Source organism: Streptomyces sp. NPDC048461 (assembly GCF_055587105.1).
The window spans coordinates 163,761-177,045 of record NZ_JBVJGW010000006.1; the positions used below are offsets into that span (position 1 = coordinate 163,761).

The window sequence follows — 13,285 nt, forward strand, 5'->3', positions numbered from 1 at the left end:
GCTTCCTCCGAGAGGGGGACTGGCCCGATCTGATCTCTTGCCATGATCGAATCGGCGTGCGCTGTGCGACGATCGGCGCATGAGTGCGGGAGCAGACGAAGGTCCGAGACGGGTCGGTCGGCCGCGCGCCGACCGGCTGAGGCCGCAGAGCGGCCGGCCGCCGCGCGAGGAACTCCTCTGCGCGGCGGCCGAACTGTTCACGGCCCGGGGGTACGCGGCCACCACCACGCGGGCAGTCGCGGAACGGGCCGGGATGCGCCAGGCCACGATGTACCACTACTTCGCCGGCAAGGAGGACCTCCTCGCCGAACTCCTCGAATCCACGGTCGCGCCCTCGCTGGCCCTGGCCCGCCGCCTGCTCGCCGACACCGGCCGGCCCGCCGCGCGGCGGCTGTGGGAGCTGTGCCGCTCCGAGGTCCTGTTGCTCTGCGGGGGACCGTACAACCTCGGCGCGCTCTACCTGCTGCCCGAGGTGGGCGGGGTGCGGCTGGCCCGGTTCCACCGGATGCGCGGCGAACTGCGCGACGCATACCGGGAGTTGCTCGGCGGCACCTGCGCGGGGGCCGAGCTGGCCGGGGACCGGGCGGGGCTCGCGCTCCGCAACGACCTGGTCTTCGGCCTGATCGAGGGCGTCATGCTGATCCACCGGGCCGCTCCCGCGCGGCCGGTCGCCGTCTTCGCCGAGGCCACCGCCGACGCGGCGCTGCGGATCGCGGGCGTCGGGTCGGCGGCGCGGACGGCTTAGGCCGTCTCCTCCGGTCGCGGCTCGGCGGCTGCGGACTCCCAGGACGGGAGGTCCTCCCAGGCGCGCAGGGTGCGGGTGCTCTCGAAGCGGTGCGCGGTGCCCGTGACCGGGTCGGTGAACGCCAGTACCCGGGCCAGGAGTTGCAGGGGGCGCCGGTAGTCGTCCGGCGCGGGGTCGGTGACCCGCGGGTACACCGGATCCCCGAGGATCGGCAGGCCCAGGCGGTTCATGTGCACGCGCAGCTGGTGGGTCCGGCCGGTGTGCGGGGTCAGCCGGTAGCGGCCGAGGGCGCCCGAGGTCCCGGTCAGCTCGACGAGGGTTTCGGCGTTGGGCACGCCGTCCGGGACCTCGACCGCCGCGATGACCCCGCGGGTCTTCTCGATCCGGCTGCGGACGGTGCGAGGGAGCTCCACCGAGGGATCGTGGGGCGCGAGGGCCTCGTACTCCTTGTGCACCCGGCGGTTCTGGAAGAGGAGCTGGTACGCGCCGCGGTCGGCGGGCCGGACGCTGAACATCACCAGCCCCGCGGTCAGCCGGTCCAGCCGGTGGGCCGGGCTCAGTCCGGGCAGGTCCAGCTCCCGGCGGAGCCGGGCGAGGGCGCTCTGGGTGACGTGGCTGCCGCGCGGGGTGGTGGCCAGGAAGTGCGGCTTGTCCACGACGAGCAGGTGCGGGTCGCGGTGCAGGACGCGGATCGCGAAGGGCACCACCGGCTCGTCGGGGAGGTCGCGGTGGAACCACAGGTGGGCGCCCGGCTCGTAGGGGTCCCCGGCGCGGCACGCCCGGCCGTCGCGGTCGACGATGCCGCCGGTGGCCAGCAGCCGGACCACGGCCTCGGCGCCGGCGCCGGCCGCGTACCGGGCACGGAGGTACCCGCCGAGGTCGGGCCACGTCCCGTCCGGGTCGGGCGGCAGGCGCAGCCGGACCGGGTCGATGCCGGCGCGCTGCGGGAGGGGCGAGGGAGGTGCCTGGGGTCTGCGGGTCATCGGGGACAGGCTATGCGGCGCGGCTACCGCTCGGTGAAGGTGCCCAGGCCGGTGGAGTCGAGGTACTCGACGCGGACGGTGCCGTCGGCGAACGTCACGCCGGTGCGGCCCACCGCGTTCTCGCCGGCGGTCTCGAAGCTGAAGACGTTCCCGTCGTAGTGGGTCAGGGGGAAGCGCATCGGCTTCGGGCCGAGGGAGAGGGTGAGGGCGCCCTTGTCGTCGGCGGTGACGGTGAGCGGTCCGTAGTACGGGTTGTCGTACGTCCCGGTGTACGCGGCGCTGTCCTCGGCGGGCGCGGCGCCGGCCGGCGGGCGGGCGTAGTCGGTGGGGGAGCGGCCCGCGTCGTCCACCTGTGCGTAGAGCGCGGCGGCCAGCTCCAGCCAGTCGGTGGTGACCTTGCCGTGTTCGGCGAAGTCGAAGAAGTCCAGGGCGATGGCGTCGGCCTGACCGACGGGCGCGCCGTTGGTGAGGACGACGATGCCGAGCTGCTCCAGGGGGAGCATCGTCACGTTGGTGTTGGCACCGAGGGCGAAGGCCCCGGAGTGGCTCAGGCGCAGCCGGCCGGCGTCGTCGTACGAGACGTTCCAGCCGAGGCCGTAGAAACCGGTGCGGGCGGTGGGACCGGAGGGCGGCTGCGACACGATCTCGGGCACGTGGGTGTGGGCGAGGGTGTCCGCCGGGACGATGCGCTTGCCGTCGAGGGTGCCGCCGGCCAGCTGGAGGCGGAGCCAGCGGGACAGGTCGCGGGCGGTGGAGCTGACCCCGCCGGCGGGTGCCTGGGCGTCGGGGTCGCGGACGTAGCGGGGGCTCCAGGTGCCGTCGGCGTTCCGGACGTGGGTGACGGCGCGGTCGGGGTCGTTCGCGAAGGCGGAGAACTCCGTGCTGGTGCGCGTCATGCCGGCGGGCTTGAACAGGGTGTCCTGGCTGAGCTTCTGCCAGGACGTTCCCTCGGCGCGGGCGACGGCCTCGGCGGCGGCGGTGAGGCCGAAGTTGGTGTACGCGTAGCTCGCGCGGAACGGGGCGAGGGCTTCCAGGCGCAGGTGGTCGAGGATGTACGACCGGTCGTAGCCGAGGTCCTCCAGGAGGTCCCCGGCGTGGTCGGGGAGGCCGCTGCGGTGGGAGAACAGGTCGGCGGTGGTGACGTGGCCGGTGACCCACGGGTCCTTGAGGGAGAACCCGGGGAGCTCGGTGCGGCGGTCCCATCCGTCGGGGGCGGTGAGGGTGCCGGCCACGACGGTGGAGGAGACGGGCTTGGAGAGGGAGGCGATCTGGAAGACCGTGTCCGGGTCGACGGCGCCGGGCTCGCCGACGCGGCGGACGCCGTAGCCCTTGAGGTGGATCACCTTGTCCCGGTGGACGACGGCCACGGAGACCCCCGGCACGCCGGTGCGGCGCATCATGTCCTCGACGGTCCGGTCCAGGCGGGCGACCGCCTTGTCGACCTGGGCGTCGGTGATCTGCGGCTTCGGGGCCGGGGGCGGGCTGGGGGCGGCCGGCGCGGTGGCGGGCGGGGCCGTGGCGGCCGCCGGAGCGGCGGTCGCCGCCGTCGCGGTCAGGAGGATCGCGGCCCCGACCGAGCCGAGTGCGCGGAGCGTACGCATGCCGCCCATTGTCCCGCCGTACGGGTGAACGCGCCTGTCGGGCCGTTGACCCCGGTGGGCGGGTGGGCGGGCCGGCCCGCGCCGTGCCGGGCGGGAGCGTCAGCGACGCGGTGGTGCGGGGCTCCGCCCCGGACCCCGCGCCTCAAACGCCGGCGGGGCTGGAAGACGCCCCGGACCGGCTGGAGTGGCCGGCGGGGCTGGGATCGGCCCGGGGCCAGGGGGCGCCGCCGGGTCAGGCGGCTGCGGCGTGGTCCTGTTCGGCTTCCACCGCCGCGTTCCAGTCGCGCTTGATCGCGCGCCAGCCCTCGTCCGTCTCGCCCAGGCGCCAGTAGCCCGAGATCGACAGCCGCTCGCGCGGAACGCCCCGCTCCATGCGCAGGTGGCGACGCAGCTCCTTGACGAAGCCCGCCTCGCCGTGAACGAACGCGTGCACGTCCTGGGAGGGGAACTCCAGGGCGGTGACCGCCTCCACGAGCGCCTCGCCGATCGGGCGGTCGCCGCGGTGCAGCCAGACCGGGACGACCCCGTCCGGCGTGGCGACCTTCTGCTCGTCGTACGGGCCCTCGATCTCCACGTACGCGTGCACCCGCGCGCCCGCCGGCATCCGCTCCATCGCCGCGGCGATCGCGGGCAGGGCGCTCTCGTCGCCCACCAGCAGGTGCCAGCCGGCCGTCGGGTCCGGGGCGTAGGCGCCGCCCGGGCCGAGGAAGCGCACGAGCTCGCCCGGCTGTACGCGCGCCGCCCAGGGGCCGGCCAGGCCTTCGTCGCCGTGGACGACGAAGTCGAGGGTCAGCTCCCGGTGGGCCGGGTCCCAGGCCCGCACGGTGTACGCGCGCTGGCGCGGCCACTGGGCACGCGGGAAGTCGGCGCGGATCTGCTCCAGGTCCCACGGCGCGGGGTAGGTGACCCCCTGCGGCGGGAACAGGAGCTTGACGTAGTGGTCGGTGTACGTGCCCGCGCCGAATCCGGCCAGACCGTCACCGCCCAGCACGATCCGCACCATGTGCGGCGTCAGCCGCTCGGTGCGTACGACGACGGCGGTGCCGACTGCGCGGGCGCGTCCTTCTGCCACGGTGTCTCCCCTGACTCCCCTGAAACTTAGGATTACCTAAGTTAGCACCTCAGGTGCGCAGCGCGCCGCTCAGGCGCGACACGGCTCCACCGAGGCCCCACCGATGGGCGAGTGCGTCGACCAGTTCCGGGTGGGACGGAAGTGACGGGAGAGCCGGGTCGAACTGCGGAATCGGCACGTCCCCGGCGACCTGGACCACCTTGGGGGCCACGGCCAGGTACGGCCGCGATTCGTCCAGGCGCTTGCGCTGGGTCGGGGTCAGCTTCGACTTCGGGTCGTCGATCGCGGCGATGATCCCGTCCAGCGTGCCGTACGCGTCGAGCAGCTTCGCCGCCGTCTTCTCGCCGATGCCGGGGACGCCGGGCAGGCCGTCGCTGGGGTCCCCGCGCAGCAGCGCCAGATCCGCGTAGCCGGGGCCGTCGACGCCGTACTTCTCGCGCAGCCACGCCTCGTCGGTGATCTGGAGGGTGCCCACGCCCTTCAGGGGGTACAGCACGCGCCGCTGCCTGGCGTCGTCCACCAGCTGGTAGAGGTCCCGGTCGCCGGTGACGATGTCCACCGGGCCGGTCGCCCGGGCGGTCAGCGTGCCGATCACGTCGTCCGCCTCGTACCCGGCGACCCCCACGCGGGCGATGCCGAAGGCGTCCAGCGCCGCCTCGATGATCGGCACCTGCGGGGCGAGGGTGTCCGGGGTCTCCTCCTCGTCCGGACCCGTCTCGGTCTCCACCGCGACGCGGTGCGCCTTGTACGACGGGATCAGCTCCACCCGCCAGTGCGGCCGCCAGTCGGCGTCCATGCAGGCCACCAGGTCGTCCGGGCGGTGGTCCTGGACCAGGCGGCCGATGAAGTCGAGCAGTCCGCGCACGGCGTTGACCGGGGTGCCGTCGGGGGCCTTCACGGAGTCCGGCACACCGAAGTAGGCGCGGTAGTAGAGGGAGGCGGTGTCCAGGAGCATCAGGCGTCGTGTCGTCACGCTGACGATGATGCCGCACCCCGGGTGCCGGTCCGCCGGGCGCCGGCGCGGGCCGCCGGCCCGGCCGCGGCCGGGCCGCCCGAGCGGAACCCCGGCCGGGCTCCAGGGCGACGGCGTACGGTGGCGGCCCGCGGACGACCACGGAAGGTCACCGGGCGGGCACGGATGATCACCCGTGGCGGGGGACCAGTGCGCTCGTGCACGCGAAACCGGAGGCGGTTGCTGCGTAAGGTGCTTACAGCACACCGATGTGCGACGGACAAGGGGAGGGCAGCCCCGACATGAACGACAGGGACGGCACGGACGGCACGCCGGATGGCAAGGACGACAAGGGCAAGGACAAGGACGCCAGGGAGCCGCTCCGCGTGGGCGTGGCCGTGCGCAAGCGGCGCCGCGCGCTCCAGCTGACGCTGGCCGCCGTATCGGCGCGCAGCGGCCTGTCCGTCCCCTTCCTGAGCCAGATAGAGAACGAGCGGGCCCGCCCCAGCATGCGCTCCCTGGAACGGGTCGCCGACGCCCTGGAGACCACGGCCGTCGAACTGCTGGCCGCCTCCGACACGGCCCGCACCGTGGACCTCGTGCGGGCCGGTGACGACTCCGCCCTCACCCCGGTGCCCGGCGTACGGCCCCTCGTGCGCGGGCACCACCAGCTGCACGCCCTGGAGTTCACCGGAGACCAGGACGCGGGCCGGGAGTACCAGCACCGCAACGACGAACTGATGTACGTGGTCGCCGGCGCCTGCCAGGTGGAGGCCGAGGGCCGGGCGTACCGGCTGGAGAGCGGGGACGCGCTGTTCCTGTCCGGCGGGGTGCGGCACCGCTGGCGGGCCGTCACCGAGGACACCCGGATCCTGGTCGTCGCGGTCGGCGAGCACATCCACGCCACGTCCGAGCCGCCGTCCCCCGGGCGCTGAACGGCGTGCGGCGGGTCGTGTCGCTGGTGCCGTCGCTGACCGAGGCGGTCGCGGTGAGCGCGCCCGGCCTGCTGGCCGGGGTCACCGACTGGTGCACGCACCCCGGGGACCTCGGGGGCGCGGTGCGGATCGGCGGGACGAAGAACCCCGACGTGCGGCGGATCGCGGAGCTGCGCCCGGACCTGGTGATCGCCAACGAGGAGGAGAACCGGGCCCCCGACGTGGCGGCGCTGCGCGCGGCGGGGCTGGAGGTGCTGGTGACCGAGGTGCGGGACCTCCCGCAGGCGCTGCGGGAGCTGGACCGGTTGCTGGTGGGCGTGCTGGGGCTGAAGAGGCCGGGGTGGCTCGCGGACGCCGAGGCGGCCTGGGCCCGGGCGGAGCAGCCGGCAGCGTCCCGGACCGCGTTCGTGCCGGTCTGGCGGCGGCCGTGGATGGTGCTGGGCCGGGACACCTTCGCGGGGGACGTACTGGCCCGCCTGGGGGTGCGCAACGTCTACGCCGGGCACGCGGAGCGGTACCCGCGGATCCCCGCCGGGGAACTGGCGGCGAGCGGCTGCGACCTGGTCGTGCTGCCGGACGAGCCGTACCGCTTCACGGCCGCGGACGGACCGGAGGCCTTCCCGGAGCTGCCCGCCGCGCTGGTCTCCGGCCGCCACCTGACCTGGTACGGGCCCTCCCTCGCCGAAGCCCCGGCGGTACTGGCGCGGGCGCTGCGCGCGGCGGCGGGCTGAACGGGCCGGGCTGAACGGGCCGGGCTGAAGGGCCGGTCCCCTCAGTCGCCGGGCCGCTCTGCGCGGAGGAAGGCCGCGACGGCCGACACGAACCGGTCGGCGTCGTCCTGCCAGGGGTAGTGGCCCGCTCCCGGCTGGACGACGAGCGTGGCGCCCGGGAAGAGCTCCGCGAAGCCGGCCACGCTGCCGGGCGGGCTGTTCAGGTCGTACTCCCCGGCGAGCAGCAGGACGGGCGCCGCGAAGGCGGCGAGCGCGGCCCGGGTCGCGCCCGGGTCGAACGCGCCCTCGGCGGCGAAGCGGGCGACCGCCTCCGCGTTGCGCGGCTGCCCGGCCGCGTGCTGCCGCCGGGCCGCGGCGTCCCAGCGGCCGTGGAGGAACGGGGCGACGGCCTGCCCGTCCCCGCCGGCGCCCGCGATGAGGGCCTCCAGGGCGGCGAAGGCCGCCGGGAACCACGGCTCCTCGCTGCGCAGCAGCGCGAGTTCGCGCCGCTCCCGACCGGTGGCGGCCAGGCCGACGGACCGGGCGCCCGGGGTGACCAGGACGAGCCGGCCGACCCGCTCCGGGTGCCGGGCGGCGTGGAGCGCCGCGAGGTCGGTGCCGCCGGAGTGTGCCAGGAGGTCCGTCCGGGGGAGCCCGAGGTGGGCGCGCAGGGCCTCGACGTCGTCGACCATGCGGTCGCAGCGGTAGGAGGCGGGATCGTCGGGGACCGCGGACCGGCCGGTGCCGCGGAGGTCCGGGACGATCAGCCGGCGGTGTGCGGACAGGCCGCCGAGGTCGCCGAGGTACCGGGAGTCCGCGGGACCTCCCGGGAGGCAGAGGAGGGGATCGCCGGTGCCGGTCACGCGATAGGCGAGGCGGGTGCCGTCGGGCGCGGTGAAGGTGGGCATGCCGCGGATCCTGCCAGTTATAACCAGGTTGTACAACCAGGTTATAGCGGGGTGTCGGGGCCCGGGCTCCTCGGGTGTATAACCGAGCCATGACAGGCGATGAGGGCGCGGACGGGAACCCCGGCGGGCTGACCGAGGAACAGGCCGGGCGCATGCTCGCCGACATGAACGAGGTCATCCGCGCGGGTGAGGACATGCGCAGGCTGCGCGGCGAGATGATCCAGCTGTTCGTCGGCCGCGGCTGGACCCAGGAGAAGATCGCCCGGCTCACCGGGATGAGCCAGCCCGCCGTCTCCAAGCAGGTCGCGAAGTACCGGGAGGGCGATCCGCCGCCCCCGGCCGGGCTCCGGCTCGACCAGCGCGACGGCCCCTGGCTCGAAGGCCGCCTCTGGGGCCTCGCCGAGGAGATCTCCGAGTCCCTCGGCGGCGCCGCCCGCTGTACGCGCTTCGTCGACGCGGCCGCCCGGGGCCGGCAGCGCTTCACCCCCGGGAGCGTCGACGAGCTGAGGCGGCTCGTCGAGGAGGACCTGGACCGGCACCGGGACGGGCTGCCCGCGGGCTGCCGGGCCGCGTACGACCGGATCGCCCGCGGTCTCGACGTCCTCGCCGGAGCACCCCCGGCCGGACCGGCCCCGGAGGGGCCGCCCCCCGCCGGATCCCCCTCCGTGCGGCGCGCCCTCGCCCGCCGGATCCAGCGCGACCGGCTCACGGGCGCCGCGTAGGCCCGGGTTCAGCGGGCCGGCAGGCTGCGGGTGAACAGGCCGCGCAGGGTGTGGGCGGCCGCGAGCAGCCAGGCCGTCAGCAGGCAGGCGAAGAGGGCGGCGGCCAGCCAGGCGAAGGCGGTCAGGCCGGTGTGGCGGGCCAGACCGGCGGCGCCGGTGACGCAGGTGCCCACGGGGAACGTCAGGGCCCACCAGGTCATCGAGAATCCCATCCCGCGCCGGGCCGCGCGCACCAGCATGGCCGCGGCGAGGGCCAGCCACAGCAGCGCGAACCCCATCACGGGGACCCCGTACACGACCGCGAAGGAGCCGAGGCCCTCCGCGTACGGGGCGCCGATCGCACCGGGCGCCACGTCGGCGAGCTGGTTCACGGCGGTGGTGGACTGGCCGAGGGGGCCCAGGACGAGGAACAGGGTCGGGGTGAGCAGCAGGGGCAGCGGGCCGCTGAGGACCAGCCGGGCGAAGATCAGGGGGAGCATCAGCAGGGTGGCCAGCAGGCTGACGCCGAACAGGGCGTAGCAGGCCAGCAGCATCGCCTCGCGGGCCTGCCCGGCGGGCAGGTGGGGGACGAGCAGGGGCCCGAGCGCCGCGGAGACCATCGGGGCGACCAGGGGGAGCAGCCACACGGGGGTGGCCTGGGCGGCCTCGACCTTGTGGCGCACGACCATCAGGTACGGGACGACCACGGCCATCAGCAGTCCGATCGCGGTGCCGGCGCTGAACAGCACGGCGTCCACGGCGACGGCCGCGTCCAGGCCGATGAGGTCCTTGCCGACGAGGAGGGTGCCGCCGCCGACGGCCAGCAGGGCCATGGACAGACAGCCGTAGAACGGGGCGACGGCGGGGTCGAGGAGGTGCGCGCGGGCCTGGTCGCGGTGGTGGATCCAGTGCCCGGCCCGGGCCGTGAGCAGTACGGCGAGGGCGGTGGCGGACAGCGCCCAGGCGAGCTGGCAGGCCACGCGCTGGCCGGGGAGCTGGTACGGGAGCGTCGCGCCGGCGTTGGCGATGATCGCCGTGCCCATGACGGAGGCGTACCAGTTCGGCCCGAGGTTCCGCAGGGCCTTGTGGGCCCGGGGGGCGGTCGCCGCGGGGCGGGTGGTGCGGGGGAGCGCGAGGGTGGTGGCCATGACTCCAGGGTCCGGCGGGCGCGAACCGGCTGGCAGAGGGCATCTCCCTATGAGGCCATAAACTGATGTTATGGGTAATGAGGAGTGGGTTCCGCTGGCGCACCGGGTGCCGGATCTGGGCGCGCTGGAACTGCTGCTCGAGGTCGCGCGGGTCGGCAGTCTGAGCGGGGCGGCCCGGCGGCTGGGCATCACGCAGCCCGCGGCCAGCAGCCGCATCCGGGCGATGGAGACGCGGCTGGGGGTGGCCCTCGTCGACCGGTCGCCGCGCGGCTCGACGCTGACGGCGGAGGGCGCGCTGGTCACGGACTGGGCCCGGCGGGTCGTGGACGCGGCGGAGGCCTTCGACGCGGGAGCGCAGGCCCTGCGGGGCCGGCGGGACTCGCGGCTTCGGGTGGCGGCCAGCATGACCATCGCGGAGTACCTGCTGCCCGGGTGGCTGATCGCGCTGCGCGGCCAGCGGCCGGACACGGCGGTGTCCCTGCACGCCGGGAACTCGGCCGTGGTCGCCGAGCGGGTCCTCGCGCACGAGGCGGACCTCGGCTTCGTGGAGGGACTGACCGTGCCCGACGGACTGGACTCGGCGGTGATCGCGCAGGACCGCCTCGTGGTGGCGGTGGCGCCGGGCCACGCGTGGGCGCGGCGCTCGAAGGGCGTGACGGCGGCCGAACTGGCCTCGGCCCCGCTGATCCTGCGCGAGCGGGGGTCGGGGACGCGCCAGGTGCTGGACGCCGCCCTGGCCGGGAGCGGAGGGCTCGGGGAGCCGCTGCTGGAGCTGGCGTCGACCACGGCGGTGAAGGCGGCGGCGCTGAGCGGGGCCGGGCCGTGCGTGCTGTCGGAGCTGGCGGTGGGGGACGAGCTCGCGGCGCGCCGCCTGGTGGAGGTACCGGTGGCCGGGGCGCCGCTGGACCGGGCACTGCGGGCCGTGTGGCCCGCGGGCTCCCGCCCGGCGGGCCCGGCGCGGGACCTCCTGTCCCTCACCCGCCGCCCGGCGCCGTAGCGCCCCGTCCGGCGGCTACGGGCGTACGGAACGGGGGCGCCGGCCGGGACGGCCTCCCCGGACGCCGTCCGGCCCGCGTCCGGCGCTCCGGACCGCCGTGCGGCCCCGGCCCGCCGTGCGGCCCCGGCCCCGCGGGGGCGTCACGCCACCGGGACGCGGTCCGGTGTGCGCAGGGCGGCGCGGGCCGCCGCGGCCTCGACCAGGGCGCCCATCACACGGGTGTCCCGGTCGCGTTCGGGGTGCCACTGGACGCCCAGCACCCAGTGCTCCGTACCGGGGAACTCGATCGCCTCCACCGTGCCGTCCACCGCGTCGGCCGAGACGACCAGGCCCCGGCCCAGCCGGTCGACGGCCTGGTGGTGGTACGTCGGCACCTGGGCCTCCTCCGGGACCGCGGCCGCGTACCGGGTGCCCGGCACCGGGCGGACCGGGTGCCGGGACATCACCCCCGGGGCGGCGACGTGCCCGTCGATGTGCTGGACGAGCGTGCCGCCCAGCGCCACGTTCAGCGCCTGCATGCCCCGGCAGATGCCCAGCAGCGGCAGGCCCGCCGCCAGCGCCGCCTCCAGCAGGGCCAGCTCCCACCGGTCGCGGACGGTCGCGGGGGCGCCCGTACGGGGGTCGCGGGCGGCGCCGTAGTGGACCGGGTCCAGGTCCGGACCGCCCGCGACGACCAGGCCGTCCACCCGGTCCAGCACCTCCGCGGCCCTCCCGGGCTCGTCCGGCGGGAGCAGCACGGCCGCGCCGCCCGCCGCCTGGACGAGTTCGTAGTACCCGGAGGGGACCAGGGACGTCGGGAGGTCCCACACGCCGTAGCGGGTGGACTCCTCCACGTAGGTGCTGATGCCGATGAGCGGCCTGGGCACGTTCTCTACCTCCGGGACGGGAGTGGTGGCGTCGGTCAGGGGCCAGGATTTCAGTCGCGTGCGAGTTCCGCCTCCGCTTCGGCGAGGGCGGCGAACTCCTCCTCGGGCGCCGAGGCCACCAGGTGGTGCCGGCTGTAGAAGGCGAAGTAGGCGAGGGCGACGGCGTACACGGCGAGCGCGATGAACGCCGCGTCCTTGTCCACGAGGAAGGTGGCGACCAGGGCCGAAAGGGCCAGCGCGAAGGCCACCGAGGAGGTCGCGATCCCGCCCGGGGTGCGGTACGGGCGCTCCAGCCCGGGCTCCCGGCGCCGCAGCACGATGTGCGACAGGGCCATCAGGGCGTACGAGATGGTCGCGCCGAACACCGCGATGTTCAGCATGCGGGCGCCGTCGCCGGTGGCCGCGGCCAGGGCGAAGCCGATCACGCCGGGGATGACGAGACCCAGGTACGGGGCCTTGCGCCGCGAGGTGAGCGAGAGGAACCGCGGCAGGTAACCGGCCCGGGAGAGGGCGAAGAGCTGGCGCGAGCCCGCGTAGATCAGCGAGAAGAAGGAGGCCACCAGCCCGGCGAGGCCGGCGTAGTTGACGAAACGGCTGAGCGCGGTGGGGCCGCCGTCCCCCTCCAGGGCCACGACCAGCGGGTTGCCGGCCGTGCGGACCGCGTCGGCGCCCTGCGCGCCGGTCGCCGCGAAGAAGGTGATCAGCGCCAGCAGCGCGAGGATGCCCATGGAGATCGACAGCGCCTTCGGCATGGAGCGGACCGGGTCCTTGGCCTCCTCCGCCGCCAGCGGCACGCCCTCCACCCCGAGGAAGAACCACATGCCGAAGGGGAACGCGGCCCAGATGCCCAGGAGGCCCATCGGCAGCCAGGAGTTCGAGCCGAAGGCCTCCGCGTCGACGGGGATGTCGTTGAGGCCGGCCGCGTCGAACTCGGTGAAGGCGCCCACCGCGAAGATCAGCAGTGCGGCGACGGCGATGGCGGTGACGACGAGGCTGAAGCGCAGGGCCTCGCCGACCCCCCAGAGGTGGACGCCTATGAAGACCGCGAAGCAGGCGAGGTAGACCGGCCAGCCGGACGTGAGGCCGAAGAGGCCGAGGGATTCGACGTAGTCGCCGATGAAGATGACGATCGCGGCCGGGGCCAGGATGTACTCGATCAGGATGGCGGTGCCGGTGAGGAAGCCGCCCCAGGGGCCCAGCGCGCGCCGGGCGAAGCCGTAGCCGCCGCCCGCCGTGGGGAGGATGGTGGACAGCTCCGCGAGCGAGAAGACCAGACACGCGTACATCGCGCCCATCAGGACGGTGGCGATGGCGAGCCCGCCGAAGCCGCCCTTGTCCAGGCCGACGTTCCAGCCGGAGAAATCGCCGGACACGACGTACGCGACGCCGAGGCCGGTGAGCAGCAGCCAGCCGGCGCTGCCGCGGCGCAGGGTGCGGCGCTTGAGGTAGTCGTCGCCGCCCTCGGGGGAATCGGTGGGTGCGGGCACGGCTGTCAGCCGTGCCTCGATGTCGTCGGCCATCGTGCGCTCCTGCCTCGGGGCAATGGTTGTGGGGCGTACCTTTGCCGCAGTGGGGTGGAGTGCGCAAGACCTCTGCGTTAAACGGAAGTAACGAATGCCTCTCCGGAGCGCCTGCGGAGATCCGCCGGGAACGCGCCACCCGTGGGC

General features: G+C 75.1%; 13 protein-coding genes. 5 read left to right on the plus strand and 8 right to left on the minus strand.

Annotated features, from left to right (window positions below):
- Positions 1-79: 79 nt before the first annotated feature.
- Entirely contained in the window at positions 80-745 is a 666-nt protein-coding gene (locus ACZ6S8_RS13150; protein ID WP_469455124.1) for a TetR/AcrR family transcriptional regulator, read from the plus strand.
- Here ACZ6S8_RS13150 and ACZ6S8_RS13155 read toward each other — a convergent pair.
- From ACZ6S8_RS13155 to ACZ6S8_RS13170, 4 genes are all read right to left on the minus strand, one after another.
- Entirely contained in the window at positions 742-1,728 is a 987-nt protein-coding gene (locus tag ACZ6S8_RS13155) for a pseudouridine synthase (protein WP_469455126.1), read from the minus strand. The two genes, ACZ6S8_RS13150 and ACZ6S8_RS13155, sit on opposite strands and share 4 nt — an antisense overlap.
- Positions 1,729-1,751: 23 nt before the next feature.
- Positions 1,752-3,329, minus strand: coding sequence for a serine hydrolase (locus tag ACZ6S8_RS13160; protein WP_469455129.1), 1,578 nt, complete (start codon positions 3,327-3,329; stop codon positions 1,752-1,754).
- A 232-nt stretch (positions 3,330-3,561) separates the two neighbouring features.
- Positions 3,562-4,401 carry a siderophore-interacting protein gene (locus tag ACZ6S8_RS13165; protein WP_469455131.1) on the minus strand — a complete coding sequence of 280 codons (840 nt, stop codon included), beginning with the start codon at positions 4,399-4,401 and terminating at the stop codon, positions 3,562-3,564.
- Between the two features lie 49 nt (positions 4,402-4,450).
- Positions 4,451-5,356, minus strand: coding sequence for a 5'-3' exonuclease (locus ACZ6S8_RS13170; RefSeq protein WP_469455466.1), 906 nt, complete (start codon positions 5,354-5,356; stop codon positions 4,451-4,453).
- A 299-nt stretch (positions 5,357-5,655) separates the two neighbouring features.
- On the opposite strand from ACZ6S8_RS13170, the gene ACZ6S8_RS13175 reads away from it, so the two are divergent.
- Both ACZ6S8_RS13175 and ACZ6S8_RS13180 read left to right on the plus strand, forming a co-directional pair.
- Complete coding sequence (locus ACZ6S8_RS13175) at positions 5,656-6,288, plus strand: helix-turn-helix domain-containing protein (protein WP_384029408.1); 633 nt, start codon at positions 5,656-5,658, stop codon at positions 6,286-6,288.
- 17 nt (positions 6,289-6,305) lie between these two features.
- Positions 6,306-7,019 (plus strand): helical backbone metal receptor, encoded by a 714-nt coding sequence (locus tag ACZ6S8_RS13180; protein ID WP_469455134.1) that lies wholly within the window; start codon positions 6,306-6,308, stop codon positions 7,017-7,019.
- Between the two features lie 41 nt (positions 7,020-7,060).
- On the opposite strand, the gene ACZ6S8_RS13185 is transcribed toward ACZ6S8_RS13180, so the two are convergent.
- On the minus strand, positions 7,061-7,906 hold the full coding sequence (locus ACZ6S8_RS13185; RefSeq protein ID WP_469455136.1) for an alpha/beta fold hydrolase: 846 nt from the start codon (positions 7,904-7,906) through the stop codon (positions 7,061-7,063).
- Between the two features lie 89 nt (positions 7,907-7,995).
- On the opposite strand from ACZ6S8_RS13185, the gene ACZ6S8_RS13190 reads away from it, so the two are divergent.
- A complete protein-coding gene (locus ACZ6S8_RS13190; protein ID WP_469455138.1) occupies positions 7,996-8,628 on the plus strand; it encodes a sigma-70 family RNA polymerase sigma factor in 633 nt (210 codons plus the stop codon).
- Positions 8,629-8,636: 8 nt separating this feature from the next.
- Here ACZ6S8_RS13190 and ACZ6S8_RS13195 read toward each other — a convergent pair whose 3' ends face one another.
- Positions 8,637-9,755, minus strand: coding sequence for a TDT family transporter (locus ACZ6S8_RS13195; protein ID WP_469455139.1), 1,119 nt, complete (start codon positions 9,753-9,755; stop codon positions 8,637-8,639).
- Positions 9,756-9,825: 70 nt separating this feature from the next.
- Here ACZ6S8_RS13195 and ACZ6S8_RS13200 point away from each other — a divergent pair, with 70 nt between their 5' ends.
- The gene (locus ACZ6S8_RS13200) at positions 9,826-10,752 is read left to right on the plus strand and encodes a LysR family transcriptional regulator (RefSeq protein ID WP_469455141.1); all 927 of its coding nucleotides are present in this window, start codon (positions 9,826-9,828) and stop codon (positions 10,750-10,752) included.
- 140 nt (positions 10,753-10,892) lie between these two features.
- Here the strand turns inward: ACZ6S8_RS13200 and ACZ6S8_RS13205 are convergent, their stop codons facing one another.
- Both ACZ6S8_RS13205 and eat read right to left on the minus strand, forming a co-directional pair.
- Positions 10,893-11,618: a gamma-glutamyl-gamma-aminobutyrate hydrolase family protein gene (locus ACZ6S8_RS13205; protein ID WP_469455143.1), complete on the minus strand. Its 726-nt coding sequence runs from the start codon at positions 11,616-11,618 to the stop codon at positions 10,893-10,895.
- 50 nt (positions 11,619-11,668) lie between these two features.
- A complete protein-coding gene (gene eat / locus ACZ6S8_RS13210; protein WP_469455145.1) occupies positions 11,669-13,138 on the minus strand; it encodes an ethanolamine permease in 1,470 nt (489 codons plus the stop codon).
- Positions 13,139-13,285 lie beyond the last annotated feature (147 nt).